The organism is Paenibacillus mobilis (assembly GCF_058267595.1).
The window spans coordinates 40,912-57,672 of record NZ_JBZCMS010000010.1 but is presented as its reverse complement, the minus strand read 5'-3'; the positions used below and the strand labels follow the sequence as shown (position 1 = coordinate 57,672).

The 16,761-nt window shown below is 53.0% G+C and carries 15 protein-coding genes; 13 read left to right on the top strand and 2 right to left on the bottom strand.

Going from position 1 to position 16,761, the window contains the following annotated elements; genetic code table 11:
* Nucleotides 1-14 precede the first annotated feature (14 nt).
* The 5 genes from AC3ZPD_RS17710 (at nt 15) to AC3ZPD_RS17690 (ending at nt 4,256) form a co-directional block, all read left to right on the top strand.
* Complete coding sequence (locus tag AC3ZPD_RS17710; RefSeq protein ID WP_490985609.1) at nt 15-1,232, top strand: MFS transporter; 1,218 nt, start codon at nt 15-17, stop codon at nt 1,230-1,232.
* A gap of 15 nt (nt 1,233-1,247) precedes the next feature.
* Nucleotides 1,248-1,508, top strand: a complete 261-nt coding sequence (locus tag AC3ZPD_RS17705; RefSeq protein WP_490985608.1) for a YqkE family protein — start codon at nt 1,248-1,250, stop codon at nt 1,506-1,508.
* 358 nt (nt 1,509-1,866) lie between these two features.
* The gene (locus AC3ZPD_RS17700) at nt 1,867-2,847 is read left to right on the top strand and encodes a GGDEF domain-containing protein (RefSeq protein WP_490985607.1); all 981 of its coding nucleotides are present in this window, start codon (nt 1,867-1,869) and stop codon (nt 2,845-2,847) included.
* 79 nt (nt 2,848-2,926) lie between these two features.
* The gene (locus AC3ZPD_RS17695) at nt 2,927-3,673 is read left to right on the top strand and encodes an MBL fold metallo-hydrolase (protein WP_490985606.1); all 747 of its coding nucleotides are present in this window, start codon (nt 2,927-2,929) and stop codon (nt 3,671-3,673) included.
* On the top strand, nt 3,666-4,256 hold the full coding sequence (locus tag AC3ZPD_RS17690; protein ID WP_490985605.1) for a TetR-like C-terminal domain-containing protein: 591 nt from the start codon (nt 3,666-3,668) through the stop codon (nt 4,254-4,256). Before AC3ZPD_RS17695 ends, AC3ZPD_RS17690 begins: the two co-directional genes overlap by 8 nt.
* A gap of 383 nt (nt 4,257-4,639) precedes the next feature.
* Here AC3ZPD_RS17690 and AC3ZPD_RS17685 read toward each other — a convergent pair whose 3' ends face one another.
* Nucleotides 4,640-5,200, bottom strand: coding sequence for a type II toxin-antitoxin system PemK/MazF family toxin (locus AC3ZPD_RS17685; RefSeq protein WP_490985604.1), 561 nt, complete (start codon nt 5,198-5,200; stop codon nt 4,640-4,642).
* Between the two features lie 417 nt (nt 5,201-5,617).
* Here AC3ZPD_RS17685 and def point away from each other — a divergent pair, with 417 nt between their 5' ends.
* From def to AC3ZPD_RS17655, 6 genes are all read left to right on the top strand, one after another.
* A complete protein-coding gene (def, locus tag AC3ZPD_RS17680; protein ID WP_490985603.1) occupies nt 5,618-6,211 on the top strand; it encodes a peptide deformylase in 594 nt (197 codons plus the stop codon).
* A 98-nt stretch (nt 6,212-6,309) separates the two neighbouring features.
* Nucleotides 6,310-6,984 carry a deoxyribose-phosphate aldolase gene (gene deoC, locus AC3ZPD_RS17675; RefSeq protein ID WP_490985602.1) on the top strand — a complete coding sequence of 225 codons (675 nt, stop codon included), beginning with the start codon at nt 6,310-6,312 and terminating at the stop codon, nt 6,982-6,984.
* A 408-nt stretch (nt 6,985-7,392) separates the two neighbouring features.
* Nucleotides 7,393-9,366 (top strand): heavy metal translocating P-type ATPase, encoded by a 1,974-nt coding sequence (locus tag AC3ZPD_RS17670; protein ID WP_490985601.1) that lies wholly within the window; start codon nt 7,393-7,395, stop codon nt 9,364-9,366.
* A gap of 213 nt (nt 9,367-9,579) precedes the next feature.
* On the top strand, nt 9,580-10,527 hold the full coding sequence (gene trxB, locus AC3ZPD_RS17665; protein WP_490985691.1) for a thioredoxin-disulfide reductase: 948 nt from the start codon (nt 9,580-9,582) through the stop codon (nt 10,525-10,527).
* Between the two features lie 108 nt (nt 10,528-10,635).
* The gene (locus AC3ZPD_RS17660) at nt 10,636-10,872 is read left to right on the top strand and encodes a glutaredoxin family protein (RefSeq protein ID WP_490985600.1); all 237 of its coding nucleotides are present in this window, start codon (nt 10,636-10,638) and stop codon (nt 10,870-10,872) included.
* Between the two features lie 306 nt (nt 10,873-11,178).
* Nucleotides 11,179-12,336 carry a transglutaminase domain-containing protein gene (locus tag AC3ZPD_RS17655; RefSeq protein ID WP_490985599.1) on the top strand — a complete coding sequence of 386 codons (1,158 nt, stop codon included), beginning with the start codon at nt 11,179-11,181 and terminating at the stop codon, nt 12,334-12,336.
* Between the two features lie 157 nt (nt 12,337-12,493).
* Here the strand turns inward: AC3ZPD_RS17655 and AC3ZPD_RS17650 are convergent, their stop codons facing one another.
* On the bottom strand, nt 12,494-13,633 hold the full coding sequence (locus AC3ZPD_RS17650) for a virulence factor (RefSeq protein ID WP_490985598.1): 1,140 nt from the start codon (nt 13,631-13,633) through the stop codon (nt 12,494-12,496).
* Between the two features lie 256 nt (nt 13,634-13,889).
* On the opposite strand from AC3ZPD_RS17650, the gene AC3ZPD_RS17645 reads away from it, so the two are divergent.
* Nucleotides 13,890-14,966: an MBL fold metallo-hydrolase gene (locus AC3ZPD_RS17645; RefSeq protein WP_490985597.1), complete on the top strand. Its 1,077-nt coding sequence runs from the start codon at nt 13,890-13,892 to the stop codon at nt 14,964-14,966.
* Nucleotides 14,967-15,079: 113 nt separating this feature from the next.
* Complete coding sequence (locus tag AC3ZPD_RS17640) at nt 15,080-16,714, top strand: ABC-F family ATP-binding cassette domain-containing protein (protein ID WP_490985596.1); 1,635 nt, start codon at nt 15,080-15,082, stop codon at nt 16,712-16,714.
* Nucleotides 16,715-16,761 lie beyond the last annotated feature (47 nt).

The window sequence follows — 16,761 nt, the reverse complement described above, 5'->3', positions numbered from 1 at the left end:
AATGGAGGATACATATGAGCGGTATCGAGTTGCTCCGGCAGCCCAAGCAGCGTAAATTGCTGTTCAGCGCGGGAATCAGCTGGCTGTTTGATGCGATGGATGTCGGATTGCTGTCCTTCGTCGTTACCGATTTGGCTAAAAAATGGTCGCTTACCTCTTCCCAGATCGGGGTTTTAACCAGCATCAACGCGATCGGCATGGTGTTTGGCGCCGCCCTTGCGGGCAGCTTTGCCGACCGTTTCGGGCGCAAGGCGGTATTGCTGTGGACGCTGCTTATTTTTTCAGTAGCCAGCGGCCTTTCGGCTCTCGCCACAGGTTTTGCCGTTCTTTGCCTGCTGCGCTTTATAGTCGGGGTTGGCCTGGGCGGAGAGCTTCCGGTCGCCTCCACGCTGGTGTCGGAATCGGTCGCCGTTAAGGACCGGGGCCAGGCCGTGGTCCTGCTGGAGAGCTTTTGGGCGGTCGGCTGGATTGCCGCCGCGGTCGTCTCGTATTTTGTCATTCCGAAATACGGCTGGCAGGCGGCTTTTGTCATCGGCGCCGTACCGGCTCTGTATGGATTGTATCTCCGCCGGGCGATTGAAGATTCGCCGGAGTATTTAAACCGCAGGCTGGAGCCGAAGCTTTCGTTTGGAGAACGTTTCTCCCGGGTCTGGTCGCCCGGGGCGCGCCGTTCTACGATCATGCTGTGGATTTTATGGTTTACCGTAGTTTTTTCTTATTATGGCATGTTTTTATGGCTTCCTACGGTTATGGAGGCCAAAGGCTACAGCATGGTGAAGAGCTTCGAATATGTGCTGCTCATGACGATCGCGCAGCTGCCGGGTTATTTCACGGCAGCCTACTTCATCGAGCGGTTCGGCCGCAAGTTTGTGCTTGTCGTGTATTTGATCATGACGGCGCTCAGCGCTTTCTGGTTCGGACATGCCGCTTCGGAGGCTTCGCTGCTTACGGCCGGTGTGTGTTTGTCTTTCTTTAATCTTGGGGCCTGGGGCGCCATGTATGCGTACAGTCCGGAGCAATATTCGACAAAGCTGCGGTCCACCGGAGTTGGCATGGCTACGGCTTTCGGCCGGATCGGCGGCGTGCTCGGGCCGCTGCTGGTCGGCTACATGCGGGATCAGGCGGTATCGATCTCGGCGATATTTACGATGTTTTTTATAACGGTGCTGGTTGGCGCCGCTGCTGTTTGGTTTCTGGGTAAAGAAACGAAAGGGCTTGAAATCAACGAATAACGGAGGTGGCCGCAGGTGGCGAAGAAAAATCGCGGAACAAACAACGCTTCTGGCCGTGAAGAAAATACAGCCGCAACGCTTAAGGATTTGCTGAATCCGGAAGTGGTCAGCAAGCTGAAGGAACAGGCGGCGGACATGAAACGCGAGGAAGAAAACCGCAAGGAACAGGAGCGGAAGCGGGTAGAGGAAGCCCGGAAGGAAGAGCAGAAGCGGCTGGAAAGCAGCTTTGAATATTTGCTGAACAATAGCCCGCAGGATTGGAAGAAATTTAAGTAAACAGCTAAATAACGCAGCAGAAGAAAACGGGTGACGGAGTCGCCCGTTTTTTTATCCCGAGGGAGATATCTCTCTGGTGATGGGATTTTATCCGCGCTGCCTGCCTGGCAGGTGATAGATTGAACGATGGCGGGGCCTGTCTTTAAACGGAGCCAGATGTTATTTTTATAAAAAATGGTACTTATTTCATAGAGATTTGGATTTTCGCTAGGAATTCAGACATAGATGACGAATAGTATTTAAATGTATAACTGAGGGCTGACGGGCTGTGTGTCAAGGAACTTGGTAAGAAGGTGATCCTTTGCTGGGTTGGGCTTTTGTTAGCGGCTGTTTTTTTGCGTTAGGACTGTTAACGGTTTTGTTATGGATATTTAGCAGACAGAATCCTACAAAATCTATAGGTATGGTCGGGAGGAAGCTTGGCCAGCTCCGATTTCCTGAACAATCGAACGACTTTATTTATTATCTGGAATTAAAGCCGGAGCCCCAAATCTGCTTTACTTGTCCTCCGCTTGAGAAAATCCTCGGTCCGGAGCAGGGGAAACGGGCGTACAAACGGCCTGAGCTGCTGTTTTCCTTGCTGCACCCCGAGGACTATGAACCTTTTATCCGCAGGTTCAGGGAGACAACCGGGTTTGAAGAGACGCTGTTGTGCCGGCTGAAGCTGCCCGAAGAAGAGTACGCCTGGTTTGAGGATAACCTGAGTCCCGTGTACAAAAAGGATAAGGTGGTTGCGGTCCAGGGGATCTTAAGGAATGTGCAATCCAAAATGGAGCTGCAGGAGAAGCTGAAGTACCGGATCGACCATGACCTCATGACCGGCGTCCACAGCCGGGAGTATTTTGAGGAGCAGCTGCTTCTCCTGGACAAAAGGGAGGATATCTCCCTTACGCTTGTTATTTGTGACATGGACAACCTGAAGCTGATCAATGACTCGCTGGGACATAAGAAGGGCGACGAATACATCCGAGCAGCGGCAGAGATGCTAAAGCAGTTCGCCTCTGAATGTGTGCGGATCAGCCGAATCGGGGGCGACGAATTCGCCCTGCTGATTCTGGGCCATACGCTTGAAGAGAGCGAGGCGCTGATCCGGACGATGAAAGAAACCGCGGATGCAACGCCTGGCGTAGAGCCAGGCACCTGGATGAGCATCTCTATCGGATACGCTTATGCCGAATGCGCTTTTGGACAGGCGGAAAGCCTGTTTCAAGAGGCAGACCAACAAATGTATGCTTATAAACAGGCCAAACGGAAAGAGGGGGGGCTGGGGCTGGCAGGTGCTCCGGTATCTAACCGAAGTTTGCTCTCCGGAAAGCTGCATAACGTACGCCATTCTTAAAAGGGCTTTACAAAACTAATGATATTAGTTTATATTAACTAATATCATTAGTTTTATTTTTTGGGAGGAGTATGGAGAGATGAAAATGACAACCTGCAGGCAGGTTACCCAGCTCAGCTTTTTGCCCCGTCTGTTTCCGGTAAATTGTTATCTGGTGGAGCTGGAGGACGAAGTAGTGCTGATTGACGCGGCTTTGCCTTTCAGCGTAAAGGGGATCTTGCGGGCAGTGGAGAAAACGGGAAAACCGCTGGGCACGATCGTGCTTACGCACGCGCATGACGACCATGTCGGAGCGTTGGATGGATTAAAAAACGCCGTCCCCGGCGTCAAGGTCGCGATTTCCGAGCGGGATTCGCGGCTGCTGGCCGGGGACCGGTCGCTGGATCCGGGGGAACCTCAGATGCCGATCCGCGGCTCGGTTCCATCCGGAATCACAACCCGGGCAGACCTTTTGCTCCGGGACGGGGATAAGCTGGGTCCGCTGCTGGCCGTCGGCAGCCCCGGCCATACGCCGGGCTCCATGGCCTTTTATGATGAACGGAACGGAAGTCTGATCGCGGGGGATGCTTTTCAGGTGCGGGGAGGCGTGGCGGTATCCGGACGGTTGAAGCCGCTGTTCCCGTTCCCGGCAATCGCCACCTGGAATGCCGAAGAGGCGGTACGGTCCGCCTGCAGGCTGATCGAGTTAAAACCGACCCTGCTGGGAGTCGGGCACGGGCGTATGCTGAAAGAGCCGGCGGCCGCGATGAAACAGGCTTTGGCGGATGCCGAGCAAGCGCTGTACAAACGGGGCCATACCCCAAATGGAGGGAAGCTGGATGCCTAGAGCCGGATTGGATGAGTCCTATGTGCTTCAAACTGCGGCCGGACTGGCCGATACGTTGGGCGCGGAGGCGGTAACGCTCGCTTTGCTGGCGAAACAGCTGAATGTCCGGCCGCCGTCGCTGTATAACCATATAAAAGGGTTGCCTGACCTGCGCTCCAAGCTGGCCGTATACGGCCTGCACGAGCTGTACAGGGGGATGAAAGAAGCGTTGGAGAATAAAGATAAAGAGCAGGAAGGATTTTATCCGATGGTAGAAGCCTATTTGAATTTTGCCCAGGACCACCCGGGCTTGTATGCGCTCGCCCAACGTCCGCAGGATCCGGCGATCCAAGCGGCGGGAGAACCTGTTGTTGAAATCATGCTGGAGCAAATGAAGCGGCGGGGCATTTACGGAGACGAGGCCATTCATGCGGTGCGCGGGCTCCGCAGCCTCCTGCACGGATTTGTTTCGCTCTCCCGGGAAGAAGCCTTTGGCCTGCCTTACGCCTGGAAAGAAAGTCTGCAATACGCTTTGAAGGCGTTTCTGAAAGGGCTTGAGCCAAACGGATCCGCAGCGGGGGCTAAAACTGAAGTGCCGAAATAAAAAGGGAAAACCTTGATTAACTTTAAACCAGAGGGGTAAAAAAACAACAAGGAAGCTTTCCGGGAGCGGCAGGGTTAGGGTACATCCGGGCACAAATAATCCCCGTCATAAAGTTGGCGGGGTGACTTTGCCCACGACCCGGTGAGCGACATATTATAATCCTATCTACAAACAGGAATTTTATGCCTGATCCAAGCAAAAAAACAACGCAGAAATGGAAAAAGGAGCACTAGGCTCCTATTTCAGACTCAAGACACGTATAACGTGTGATTTTATCCACGACAAGGCGGATGACATATAAACTACATGTATGCACAAAAAACTTCTTGGCATAATAGTAACCTTTTCGTAGGTTATTGTCAACAGTAATTCTGCGCTTTTTTTTAAAGCCCAAACGTCCATTTGACACGGTTTTCAAGCCGGTTGATGTCTTCTTCGTCCAAATTGCCGAGGTGTTCCTTGAGTCGAACCTTGCTGACAGATGTCGTTTCTTCGGTTTTGGCAGCAGAATCAAAGGCCAGAAAGTCGTATTTATGTTTAAAAAGGAAATAATGGCTTTGAAATCTGGGTACCGGCAGCCCGTCTTTAGTTAATACGGCTTGTCCGGTTTTGAAGTTGGTTTTGGCTTTCAAGTTTTTGGTCAGCGGGATGACCAGCACGTTTCCTGAAGTCGAATTAACCGTATTATTGGAGATAATGATAACCGGCCGTTCTTCGTTTTGTTCGCATCCTATATTTTCGCCAAAATTGCAGAAGTGCACCGCACCTCTTGTCATTTTTCGGCTCATTTGCGTTTTCTCATTGTCGATCCAATAGTGGGCCAGCTGGATTTTTACAGGTTTCCACTTCAGGATCTGCTCCTCTTTCAGCTTCTTAAGTCTTGCATACCGGTCTCGCTGGACCGGAACACGTTTGGGTGAAGTTACATGTCCGTCTTCGCTCATAGGTCCTCCTGTATCGCTCATCTTATATAGTAAGCTTGCTCGGTTTGTACTCGATCTTATGTGTCTAAAATAGAGTATGATTATTTGTACACGCATTAGCAGGCATATTAAACAATAGGAAGAAAAAAAGTGCAGGAACGGCCGGGAAAAATCACGGCGGAGCCGGCTGAGGAAGTTTAGCTGAATAAAGCGTTAGTTTAATCTGTATACCATAATTTGGGCAATGAAGCAAGCTGAAAACGCTTAATCCAAGGAAAACTTATCCTGCCGGAAAGGTCGGGTCCTTTAAAGAAGCCCTTTATGAAAAGATTGTAGCATTTTTTGACAAAAGGGGCATGGTAATGCTAATTTATAAGCGTTCCGAAATGATAATAAGTCCTATTTAGAAGAATAAACCGCATAAGAAAACAAAGGTGGATGACGATTTTACATATGAAATTTTCAAGCGATTCAATCATAACCATGGATGATATTGTCCGTGAAGGAGACCCGATTCTAAGAACCGTAACAGAACCCGTAAGCATTCCGCCTACGGCTGAGGACCTTGCGGAAATGGATGCCATGCTGCTGTTTCTGAAGAACAGCCAGGACGAAGAGATAGCCAAGAAATACAAACTCCGGGCAGGCGTAGGGCTGTCCGCCAACCAGATCGGCCTGAACAAAAGAATGTTTGCCGCTTATTTTGCGGACGATGCCGGAAATCTAAGAGAGCTGGTTTTTTTTAATCCGAAGATTATCAGCCACTCCGAAGCCATGACCTATTTGCCCGAAAGCGAAGGCTGCCTATCCGTCGACCGGGCTGTGCAGGGTTTTGTCCCCCGTTACGAGAGGGTGCAGATCAAAGCCTGGGATCGGGACGGCAAGGAAATGCTGCTGCGCTTCCGGGGATTTGCCGCGATTGTGATGCAGCATGAGATCGATCATTTAAACGGGATTATGTTCTACGATCACATTAACAAGGAGAATCCGTTCAAGCTGCCTGCTAACGTACGGATTTCAAGTTTATACTAGGCTGCCTATAAGGCTCTTCAGGTGCAAAAGAAGACAAGCTTTGCTATGATAAGGAGCAGCAGCGGAAGCTGCGTTACACGACAATGGAGGCTTTACTGATGAACAACTCTTCAATCGCATCAATTATCGATCATACGCTTCTCAAGCCGGAAGCCCGCAGGGAAGAAATCCTCAAGCTGGCGGCTGAAGCTGCGGAATACGGCTTTGCATCTGTCTGCGTCAACCCGGTATGGGTAGCTACGGCTGCCGAAGCGCTTAAAGACAGTCCAAACGTGAAGGTTTGCACCGTGATCGGGTTCCCGCTGGGTGCTTCCCATCCGGCTGTTAAAGCCTTTGAAACGTCCCAGGCCGTCAAAGACGGAGCCGGAGAAATCGACATGGTGATTAATGTCGGAGCCTTGAAGGACGGGGACGACGAGTTTGTAAAACGCGATATTCAAGGTGTAGTTGAAGCGGCCGGCGGCAAGCTGGTCAAGGTGATTTTGGAAACCTGCCTGCTGACCAAGGAAGAAATCGAACGCGCAAGCCGTCTGTCCGTGGCTGGAGGCGCTCATTTCGTCAAAACCTCCACCGGCTTCTCCAAAGGCGGAGCAACGGTGGAAGATGTGACCTTGATGCGCAAAACCGTTGGCCCGGATATCGGGGTCAAAGCTTCCGGCGGCGTCAGAACGCTTGAAGACGCGCGGGCTATGGTCGAAGCCGGTGCATCTAGATTGGGCTCCAGCGGCGGCGTGGCGATTGCCCAAGGACTTAAGAGCAGCGCGGATTACTAAGCCGGGCTTCAGCGGTTTATAGGATTAGCAATAGCTGGATAAGCAAACCCGAAACCTTCCGTCATTTTGGCGGAAGGTTTTTTATATTTGGGCAGAAAGTTTTTATAGGATGAAGGGAGCTTGACAGTTTCCTTGGGTAAATTGTGATCTGCTCCTATTTCCTTTATTGCGCCTATTTACTTCCTGACCGGAGGCTATTATAATAAATTTAAGTTTCATGAAGGAAACAAATTTGTATAATTGCAAAAATGATTATCATTCTCAATAAGATGCTGCTTCGGGCTTGCCCGGAGCAGCATGTGTCATTTTAAGGGGACTAAAAATGCTTCTCATTCTCATTTGAGTTTTTTTAAAGGGAGCTGTGGCAAGAGGGAGTACTACCCAATTTAAGGAAAGAAGGGTTATTGGATGCAGGCATTGGAAAAACGGGCAATAACGGTCAGCGAGGCGATTGGAGGAAGGGACCCGAGAAATAGACGCAAACTGCCGCTTCTTGCGCTGCTGCGGCATACGGAAATGCTGCAAGCGCTTGGCAGCGGCCTTCTCATGCTGGCGGGGTGGGGTGCGGACCATTGGTCGCATGTGCTTTCTATCCTGTTATACGTGACGGCCTACGGGGTAGGAGGCTGGACCAAAGCCAAAGAAGGAGCGGTGACGCTGATCAAGGACCGGGATCTCGACGTCAATCTGCTGATGATCGCGGCAGCGCTGGGAGCAGCCTCTATCGGCTACTGGAATGAAGGGGCCATGCTGATTTTTATTTTTGCGCTTAGCGGCGCGCTGGAGTCGTTTGCCAGTGATCAGAGCCGCAAAAGCATCTCGTCGCTGATGGCGCTCAGACCGGAGAAAGCGGTCCGGGTCAGCGGCGGAGGGATGGAAATGGTGCCGGTAGGCGAGCTGGCCGCAGAGGACCTGGTGCTTGTCCGGCCCGGAGAAATTATTCCGGCGGACGGGATCGTGCAAAGCGGTTCGTCCGCAGTGAATCAGGCCTCGATTACGGGGGAGTCCCTCCCGGTCGACAAAACGGTCGGCGATCAGGTTTATGCAGGCACGCTGAATGGGGAAAACGCACTTTATGTGGAAGTGTCGGGGCCGGCAGAAGGCACGTTGTTCGCCAAAATCATCGCTCTCGTCGAAGAAGCCGAGGAAGCGGTGCCCGCTTCCCAGCGTTTTATCGAGAAGTTTGAGGGGATTTACGCCCGAACGGTGGTTGGAGCCACCGTACTGCTTATAGGGTTGTCGCCGCTGCTGTTCGGCTGGTCGTGGGGCGAAGCCTTTTACAAGGCTATGGTATTCCTGGTTGTCGCCTCGCCTTGTGCGCTTGTGGCCTCCATTATGCCCGCTATGCTGTCGGCCATCTCCAGCAGCGCAAGAAAAGGCATCTTGTTCAAGGGCAGCGTACACGTTCAGAATTTGGCGGAAACGCGGATTGTCGCCTTCGACAAAACCGGCACGCTGACCCTGGGCAAACCGGTTGTGACGGATTTGATCGTTAAAGAAGGCGAAGACAAAAACCGTTTGCTGCAAATGGCCGCATCGGCGGAGCAGCTTTCCTCGCACCCGCTGGCTAAGGCCGTGGTAGCGGAGGCCGCGCGGCGTGGGCTGGAACTTCTGCCGATTAACGAAATGAAAGCCGTCACAGGCTGGGGAGTTGAAGCCGTGATCCTAGGAGAGGCCTGGAGCATAGGGAAAGCCGATCCGGCAGAGAGTGGGCTTGGTGAAGACCCGCTTCCGGAGCAGATTTGGTGGGCAGAACAGGTCCGCAAGCTTGAAATCGCCGGGAAGACGGTATCCGTCATAAGCCGGGACGGCGTGCCGGTCGGTTTGCTGGCGCTTAGGGATGAAGTTCGACCGGTAGCCAAAGCCGCGATCAGCCGTCTGCATAAAATGGGAATCCGAGCAGCGATGCTGACCGGCGACAATGAAGCGACAGCCCAAGCAATTGCGGCGGAAGCCGGCATCGACCTGGTGCTGAGCGGCCTGCTGCCGCAGGATAAAGCCGGCGAGATCCAGCGGCTGCGCGAGGAGTTCGGCGGCGTGGTAATGGTCGGCGACGGCGTGAACGACGCGCCGGCGCTGGCGGCTGCAAATGTCGGCATCGGCATGGGCGCCGGAAGCGGGGCCGCGCTCGATGCGGCGGACGTCGTGCTTATGAACGACGACATCGACCGTATCGCCGGGGCGATTGCGCTGGCCCGGCGCAGCCGGAAAATCGTCAAACAGAATATCGTGTTTGCCGTCGCCGTAATTACTTTGCTTGTGGCCAGCAATTTTGGAGCGGGAATTCCGCTTCCGCTAGGCGTAATCGGGCATGAGGGAAGCACAATTCTTGTCATTTTGAACGGACTCAGACTTTTGCGGTATGGCTCTGCATCTTCATGATTTCTTCATTTAACTTTCATAGTATACTCCCGGTACGTATGTTGACTTCATTTTGAGGGTGCCAGATAATGATTTATAGATGATTTGGTACTTGGACACGAAGAAAAGATGCGGATGACCGCGAAGTTTTTCGATCCGTGTTTAGGACGGCGGCCTTGATTTCCCAAGGCTCCGGATTCGATTTCATATTTTCAGCACATGGGGGTATTTATGATGTATAAATCCATTATTATCGGAACAGGTCCTGCCGGCCTTACGGCAGCTATCTATTTGGCGCGTGCCAACCTGAGCCCGCTGGTTATCGAAGGACCGCAGCCAGGCGGCCAGCTGACAACAACGACGGAAGTGGAAAACTTCCCGGGTTTCCCTGAAGGCATCATGGGTCCGGATTTGATGGACAACATGCGCAAGCAGGCTGAACGTTTTGGCGCGGAATTCCGCACCGGCTGGGTGAACAGCGTTGATACCAGCAGCAGACCGTTCAAACTTCAGGTTGACGGCATGGGCGAACTGGTAGCCGAAACGCTGATCATCTCCACAGGCGCAACGGCCAAATACCTGGGCATCCCGGGCGAGCAGGACAACGTGGGCCGCGGGGTCAGCACCTGCGCGACTTGCGACGGATTTTTCTTTCGCGGCAAAGAAATCGTAGTGATCGGCGGCGGCGACTCCGCGCTTGAAGAAGCTGGGTTCCTGACCCGCTTTGCTTCGAAAGTTACCCTGGTTCACCGCAGAGAAGAGCTTCGCGCTTCGAAAATCATGCAGGACCGCGTCCGCTCCAACGAGAAAGTAGAGTGGGCATTGAACCGTACGCCGCTTGAAGTGGTTACCGACGATGCAGGCGTAACCGGCCTGAAAGTCCTTAACAACGCTACAGGTCAAGAGGAACTGATTGAAACCAACGGCGTTTTCGTGGCCATCGGCCACCATCCGAACACGGCTTTCCTGGGCGGACAAATCACAACCGATGCGAACGGATACATCGTGGTTAAACCGGGCACTTCGGAAACCAACGTTCCGGGTATTTTCGCTTGCGGCGACGTTCAGGATACCCGTTACCGCCAGGCGATTACGGCTGCAGGCAGCGGATGTATGGCCGCCCTTGACGCCGAGAAATTTATCGAAGCTACGGAGCATGAACAATCCGCGGTTTTGGGTTAAGGTTTTTGAGTTAAGAAAGCAATTTCGGTTAAGATAGATATGGGTAAGATTTACAGCGTTTAGAAGGTGTTACAATCAAAAAACTTTATTCAAAGGAGAGATTAACCGATGGAAAACGTAATCGTATATACCAGCACTAACTGCCCGAACTGCCGTCAGGTCAAAAGCCTGCTTTCCGAAAAGGGAATTTCCTACGAAGAGCGCAACATCGAAACCAACGATGAATTTGCTCAACAAGTGTGGGATATGGGTATGCGCGCCGTACCGGTAACCGTGATCGGAGAGCAGAAAATTTTGGGCAACAACAAACTCAAGATTGAAAAAGCTCTGGCTGAACTGGCTTAATAAGAAGCCGCGTTTGTTTCATGCCGGCATGAGCTGTACACGGCTTTAACCTAAAACAGATTTTCCGGATAGACCTCCGGAAAATCTGTTTTTCTATGTTGCCGGGAGTTTGAAGCCGGCCCCGCGGAAGATGAAGAATTTTGCGGCCAAAATGTAGACAAAATTAGGGGCTGGCTCGACAAAACTAGAACCTCACGCGTTGGAAAGCTTGTGCTACAATCGAGGTACAGGCAAGGTTTGTCAGGAGATTCCGGAGAGGCGTCCAAGATCATTCCAAAAGCTTAGACTGCCCAAGAGGAGGAAAACATGAGAAAGCTCCGAAACATGGTTTGGAAAGCGGTTGTTATCGGTTCTTTTGCAGTAGTGGCGTCTCCGGCGGGAGCAGTCGGCAGTCCGACTGTTTATCAGTCCGCGGAAACGGCGCTGGTTTCCAAGTTTGAGGTCGAGCAGCGGCTCGAGGAAGCTGTCCGGGATCATCAGAGTACGGTTAAGTTTAAATACGAAGGCAGCGTTAAAGACTTCGAAGCCTTGCTGGATCATGCCTTGCTGACGGCGATGGACGAGTCGCCTTACATGCGGTACATTATCGACCGTTATCATTATGCCTGGCGAGGCAGCAGCACCGCGGTTAATGTGACCGTGACGTTTACATACCGGGAGACGCCTGAAGAGACGGCTTACGTGGACCGCCGCGTAAAGGAAATTACCGGCCGGATCCTCAAGCCGGACATGAACAGCCATGAGAAGGTAAAGGCCATCCATGACTGGATCGTCCGGGATTTGAAATATGATCAGCAGCTCCAGAATTATACGGCTTATTCGGGGCTTGTGACGGGGGAAGCCGTCTGCCAGGGCTATACGCTCCTGGCTTACAAGCTGCTTTCCGAAGCGGGCATTCAAAATTTGATCGTGGAAGGAACGGCCGGCGGCGAACCTCATGCCTGGAACCTGGTTTCTCTTGGCGGGCATTGGTACCATCTCGATACCACCTGGGACGATCCAGTAGAGGCAGAAGCGGGAACCGTAAGCTACGACTATTATCTGCTCTCGGATGACGAGATGAAAAAGGATCACAGCTGGACAAAGTCTTACCCGGCGGCGGGGGAAACCTACCGCTCTGCTTTGGAGGAGCTGAAGGCCGCGGACGCATCCAACCGTTCTGTATATCAGGCCCTGGAACAAGAGCTGGATTATACGCTGTACGATGCAGGCCAGGCGGTTTCGGACAGTGCGGGATTAATGGATAAAGCCCGGCATGCGGTAGAGGCGGGAGACACCTTGACCACCGTGCGTTATTCGGGCCGGGAATCGGAGCTTTTGAACGACTTGGGTTCGCTGTACGGATTAAATATTCGCAATATTACTTATTCGGCGAAACCGTTGGAAGGAACGAATGACCTGAAGGTGCGGATCGAATGGGAGAGCGGATCGGCTCCGAGAAGCGAAAGCGGGCAAAATCCATAAAAGCAGGCAGGTAAATCCCAGGTAGCTTAAAATATTAAAAGAAGGGCCCTGCCGGGTAGGCGGGGTCTTTGTTACATTTAGAAAAAAAACGAGCCGCAGGGAGCACCCCTGCGGCTCGTTTCGTATATTTTTAACAAGTAATCCGGGCAGGCCAGGTTCAGCTTTGGTTCCGCTTCGCCATTTGCTGCCAAACCGTACCGGCGGCTTCTTCGCCGGCTTCGATCCGCTCAAGCGCCATGCGGGCCTGGAGGCTGACTTCAAACTCTGGATCCTGCGCGGCCTCCAGCAGCGCCTCGCGGGCGCTGTCCGTGCCGACTTCGTACAGGAACCGGGCGGCACGCCAGCGGACCAGCTTGCTTTTGTCGCGCAGCGCTTCGATCATCGGCTCAGTTGCGGCAGGGTCGCCGATATCCGAAAGGGTATCGCCGGCGGTTCTGCGCACGGCTGCCGAGTGGTCGCGGAGCGCTTTGTACAGCAGCTCCATCGCTTCCGGCGTCCGGAGGTCGCCGAGATAAACGACTGCCAGGCGCCGGATTTGCATCTGCGGATCTGCCAAAGCTTTGGCCAGCAGCGGCATCGCCGTTTCGTCCGGCTGCAGGCCGTCCAGCGCGGCGTAACGTACGCGCCAGTCCGGGTTTTCCATTTGCGCAGTTGCTTCTTCAAGCGTGAAGGTGCGGCGTTCTTCCACGAATTCGCTTTGGTTTTGCCCGTGGGCAATGGCCTGCTTCACGATGTCCGCTACGCGTTCGGGGGTGAAAGCGGCCTCCAGCTCCTGCTCCACCTCACGGGCAATTTCCGGCAGTTCACCATACCGGACGCCGTAATCCACCAGCTTGCGCTCTTTAATGAGCGTAGCGCTGGCTACCTCGGTAACGGCTTGAACAAACCGTTCCGCCAGGCCGATCCGTTCTTCCTCGCCGCGGGCTTTTACCCGGATTTGCATCGGAATGCCCCGGAAGAACTGCACGAACACCTCCGCTTCGCCGTAATGGCCGGCAGCCGCTTCAGGATCCTCGGGCGACCAGGCGGAATTGACGCCTTCCTGCCCGAACTGCTCCTGCACGGCGGAAAGAATCGCCTGCCAGTCCGCACTGCCGATCCGGTCCAGCGCAATGAAATCCGCGGTATGGAACACGCTTTTTACACCGGGAATATGAAGCAGATTTACAATAAAAGGCGGGGCGGAGCGCTCGTTATCGGTTGTATATGTTTTGCGGACACCAGGGGCCAGCGTTTCGTCCAGATGAAGTTTCATCGAATTGGGGCTTGGTGTCGGCTCGATAAACGTAATTTTCATAAGATGTTCACATCCTTCCTTTATATCAGTTCTATTTTACAACAAGAATCGGCAAGTCCCAAGCTTGGCGTTAAATTATAAACCGATAACCGTATGCTGCAGGCGTGCGGTTCGGGAGGCAAGGAGGCGGATGCCGGGCACAAGCCGGGAAAAATGGGCGGACGCAGTTTGGAAATGCCGTTGTTATTGGTTAAAATAATGAAGAATGCTTACGCATTTTACGGTGTTCAAATATTGGAAGGGAGGATCCCTTTTCATGGCTAAAAACCGGTTTAACAACCTGGACAATGTAAGTACAGACAAAACGCTCAAGCAGTTCCGTCAGTGGCGGGAAGAGCGCCGGAAGAAGAAAAAGGACTACTCCTTCGTCGTTCCCAACATGCAGGCGGACCTTGAATTTTTGCGCCGCAATCGCAAGGAAACAACTTTGACGTGGATTGGGCATTCAACTTTTCTAATTCAATATGAAGGTTTAAATATCGTGACGGATCCGGTATGGGCACTGAGAATGGGGTTTCAGCGCCGGATCGGCTCCCCTGGCGTAGCGATACAGGAAGTACCGGACATCGACCTGATCCTCATTTCGCATTCCCATTATGATCATATGCACGTTTCCTCCATCAGGCGTTTGTACGGCCCCGAAACGGATATTATCGTGCCTGCCGGCCTGAAGCGGAAGCTGGAACGCAAGGGCTTTAAACGGTGCCATGAGATGAACTGGTGGGAGCGTCTGCCCATCAAAGGCATCGAGCTTTCTTTTGTGCCGACCCAGCATTGGACGCGCCGTACTCCGTTTGACACCAACTCGTCCCACTGGGGCGGGTATGTGCTTGAACCCGGGGATAAACGCAAACGGGAGAAACCTTCCACGGAAAAGAGCCTGGAGGGCCCGCGGGTAAATCTCCGCGCTGCCGGGCAGTCAGGGCTGGGAAACGATTCCGGCCGGGATCAGGCCGTGATGCCGCCGCTGTCGGCGCTGCAGGCCAAAGGTTTGGCGGATCCTCCGGTTATTTATTTTGCCGGGGATAGCGGTTATTTTAAAGGGTTTACGGAAATCGGAGACCGTTTTGAGATTGATCTGGCCTTGATCCCGATCGGTGCTTACGAGCCCGAATGGTTTATGACGCCGCAGCACACGACGCCGGAAGAAGGCATTCAGGCTTTTCTGGACGTGAAAGCGAAGGTCATGGTGCCCATGCATTACGGAACTTTCCGGCTGGCCGACGATACGGCGCGGGAAGCGTTGGACCGACTGGAGCAAGACCGGATGAAGCGGGGGATTCCGGAGGAGGATATCCGGGTTATGATTCACGGCGAAACTCTGCTGCTCTAGCGCGGCCGAAAACATTTTTGCATATATTCGGAAATGGGTTCGATTGAAGCCGCTGTTATGCTATAATATTGAGTCAGCAGTGTGATTAAAAATAAAGGACGGTAATCAACCAAATGATAAGTACTAGTGGTGTAACGCTCCGCTATGGAAAACGGGCACTTTTTGAAGATGTAAATATAAAATTCACAGCCGGCAACTGTTACGGTTTGATCGGCGCCAACGGGGCGGGCAAATCGACTTTCCTGAAAATTTTGTCCGGTGAAATTGAAGCCAACAGCGGCGAGGTGTTTATGACGCCTGGCGAACGTATGGCCGTGCTGAAGCAGAACCATTACGAATATGATGATTTTCCGGTGCTGGAAACGGTTATTATGGGCCACGAGCGTCTGTATAGCGTAATGAAAGAGAAGGATGCCCTGTACGCCAAACCGGACTTCTCCGAAGAAGACGGCATGCGTGCCGGCGAGCTTGAAGGCGAATTTGCGGAAATGGACGGCTGGAATGCCGAATCCGACGCGGCTTCCCTGCTGATCGGCCTCGGGATTCCCCGCGATCTGCACGACAAGCAAATGCGCGAACTGAGCGGCAACGAAAAAGTCCGCGTCCTGCTCGCTCAGGCTTTGTTCGGTACCCCGAACAACCTGCTGCTTGACGAACCTACGAACCATCTGGACATGGAATCCATCGCTTGGCTGGAGAACTTCCTGATGGATTACGAAGGCACCGTTATCGTCGTCTCTCACGATCGTCACTTCCTGAACAAGGTTTGTACGCACATCGCGGATATCGACTTCGGCAAAATCCAGCTGTACGTCGGCAACTACGACTTCTGGTATGAATCCAGCCAGCTGGCGCTGAAGCTTACCCGGGAATCGAACAAGAAAAAAGAAGAGAAGATCAAAGAGCTGCAGGCGTTTATTCAACGTTTCTCCGCGAACGCTTCGAAATCGAAGCAGGCGACTTCCCGGAAGAAGCAGCTCGATAAAATTACGCTGGAGGACATCCGTCCTTCCAACCGTAAATATCCGTTCCTGCACTTTAAAGCGGAGCGTGAAGCAGGCAAGCAGCTGCTGACCGTTGAAGGTTTGACGAAGAGCCTGGAAGGCGAACAAGTGCTGAACAACGTGAACATCGTAGTCAACAAAGGCGACAAAATCGCGTTTGTCGGACCAAACGGGTTCGCCAAAACGACGCTTTACCAAACGATCATGGGCGAGCTGGAGCCGGATGCGGGAACTTACAGCTGGGGCGTAACGACTTCCCAGGCTTATTTCCCGAAAGACAACTCGGCTTATTTCGACGGGGTGGACCTAAACCTCGTGGAATGGCTGCGTCAATACTCCAACGACCAGGACGAAACGTTCCTGCGCGGCTTCCTTGGACGGATGCTGTTCGCGGGTGAAGAAGCTCTCAAGAAAGCAAGCGTTTTGTCCGGGGGCGAGAAAGTTCGCTGCATGCTGGCCAAAATGATGCTGAACGGCGCCAACGTCTTGATCTTCGACGAGCCTACCAACCACTTGGACCTCGAGTCCATTACGGCGCTGAACAACGGTTTGATCGACTTCGACGGCACGATCCTGTTTACGTCCCATGACCATCAGTTCGTGCAAACCGTCGCCAACCGCATCATCGAAATTACGCCGAATGGCGTAATCGACCGCGTGATGAGCTACGACGAATACCTCGAAAACGAAGAGATCCAGAACCTGCGCAAGGAGCTGTATCCCGCCGAGATGTTCGAGGCTTAAAAAAATAGCAAACAAACGGGAAGCAGCCAGAACTCGGCCTGCTTCCC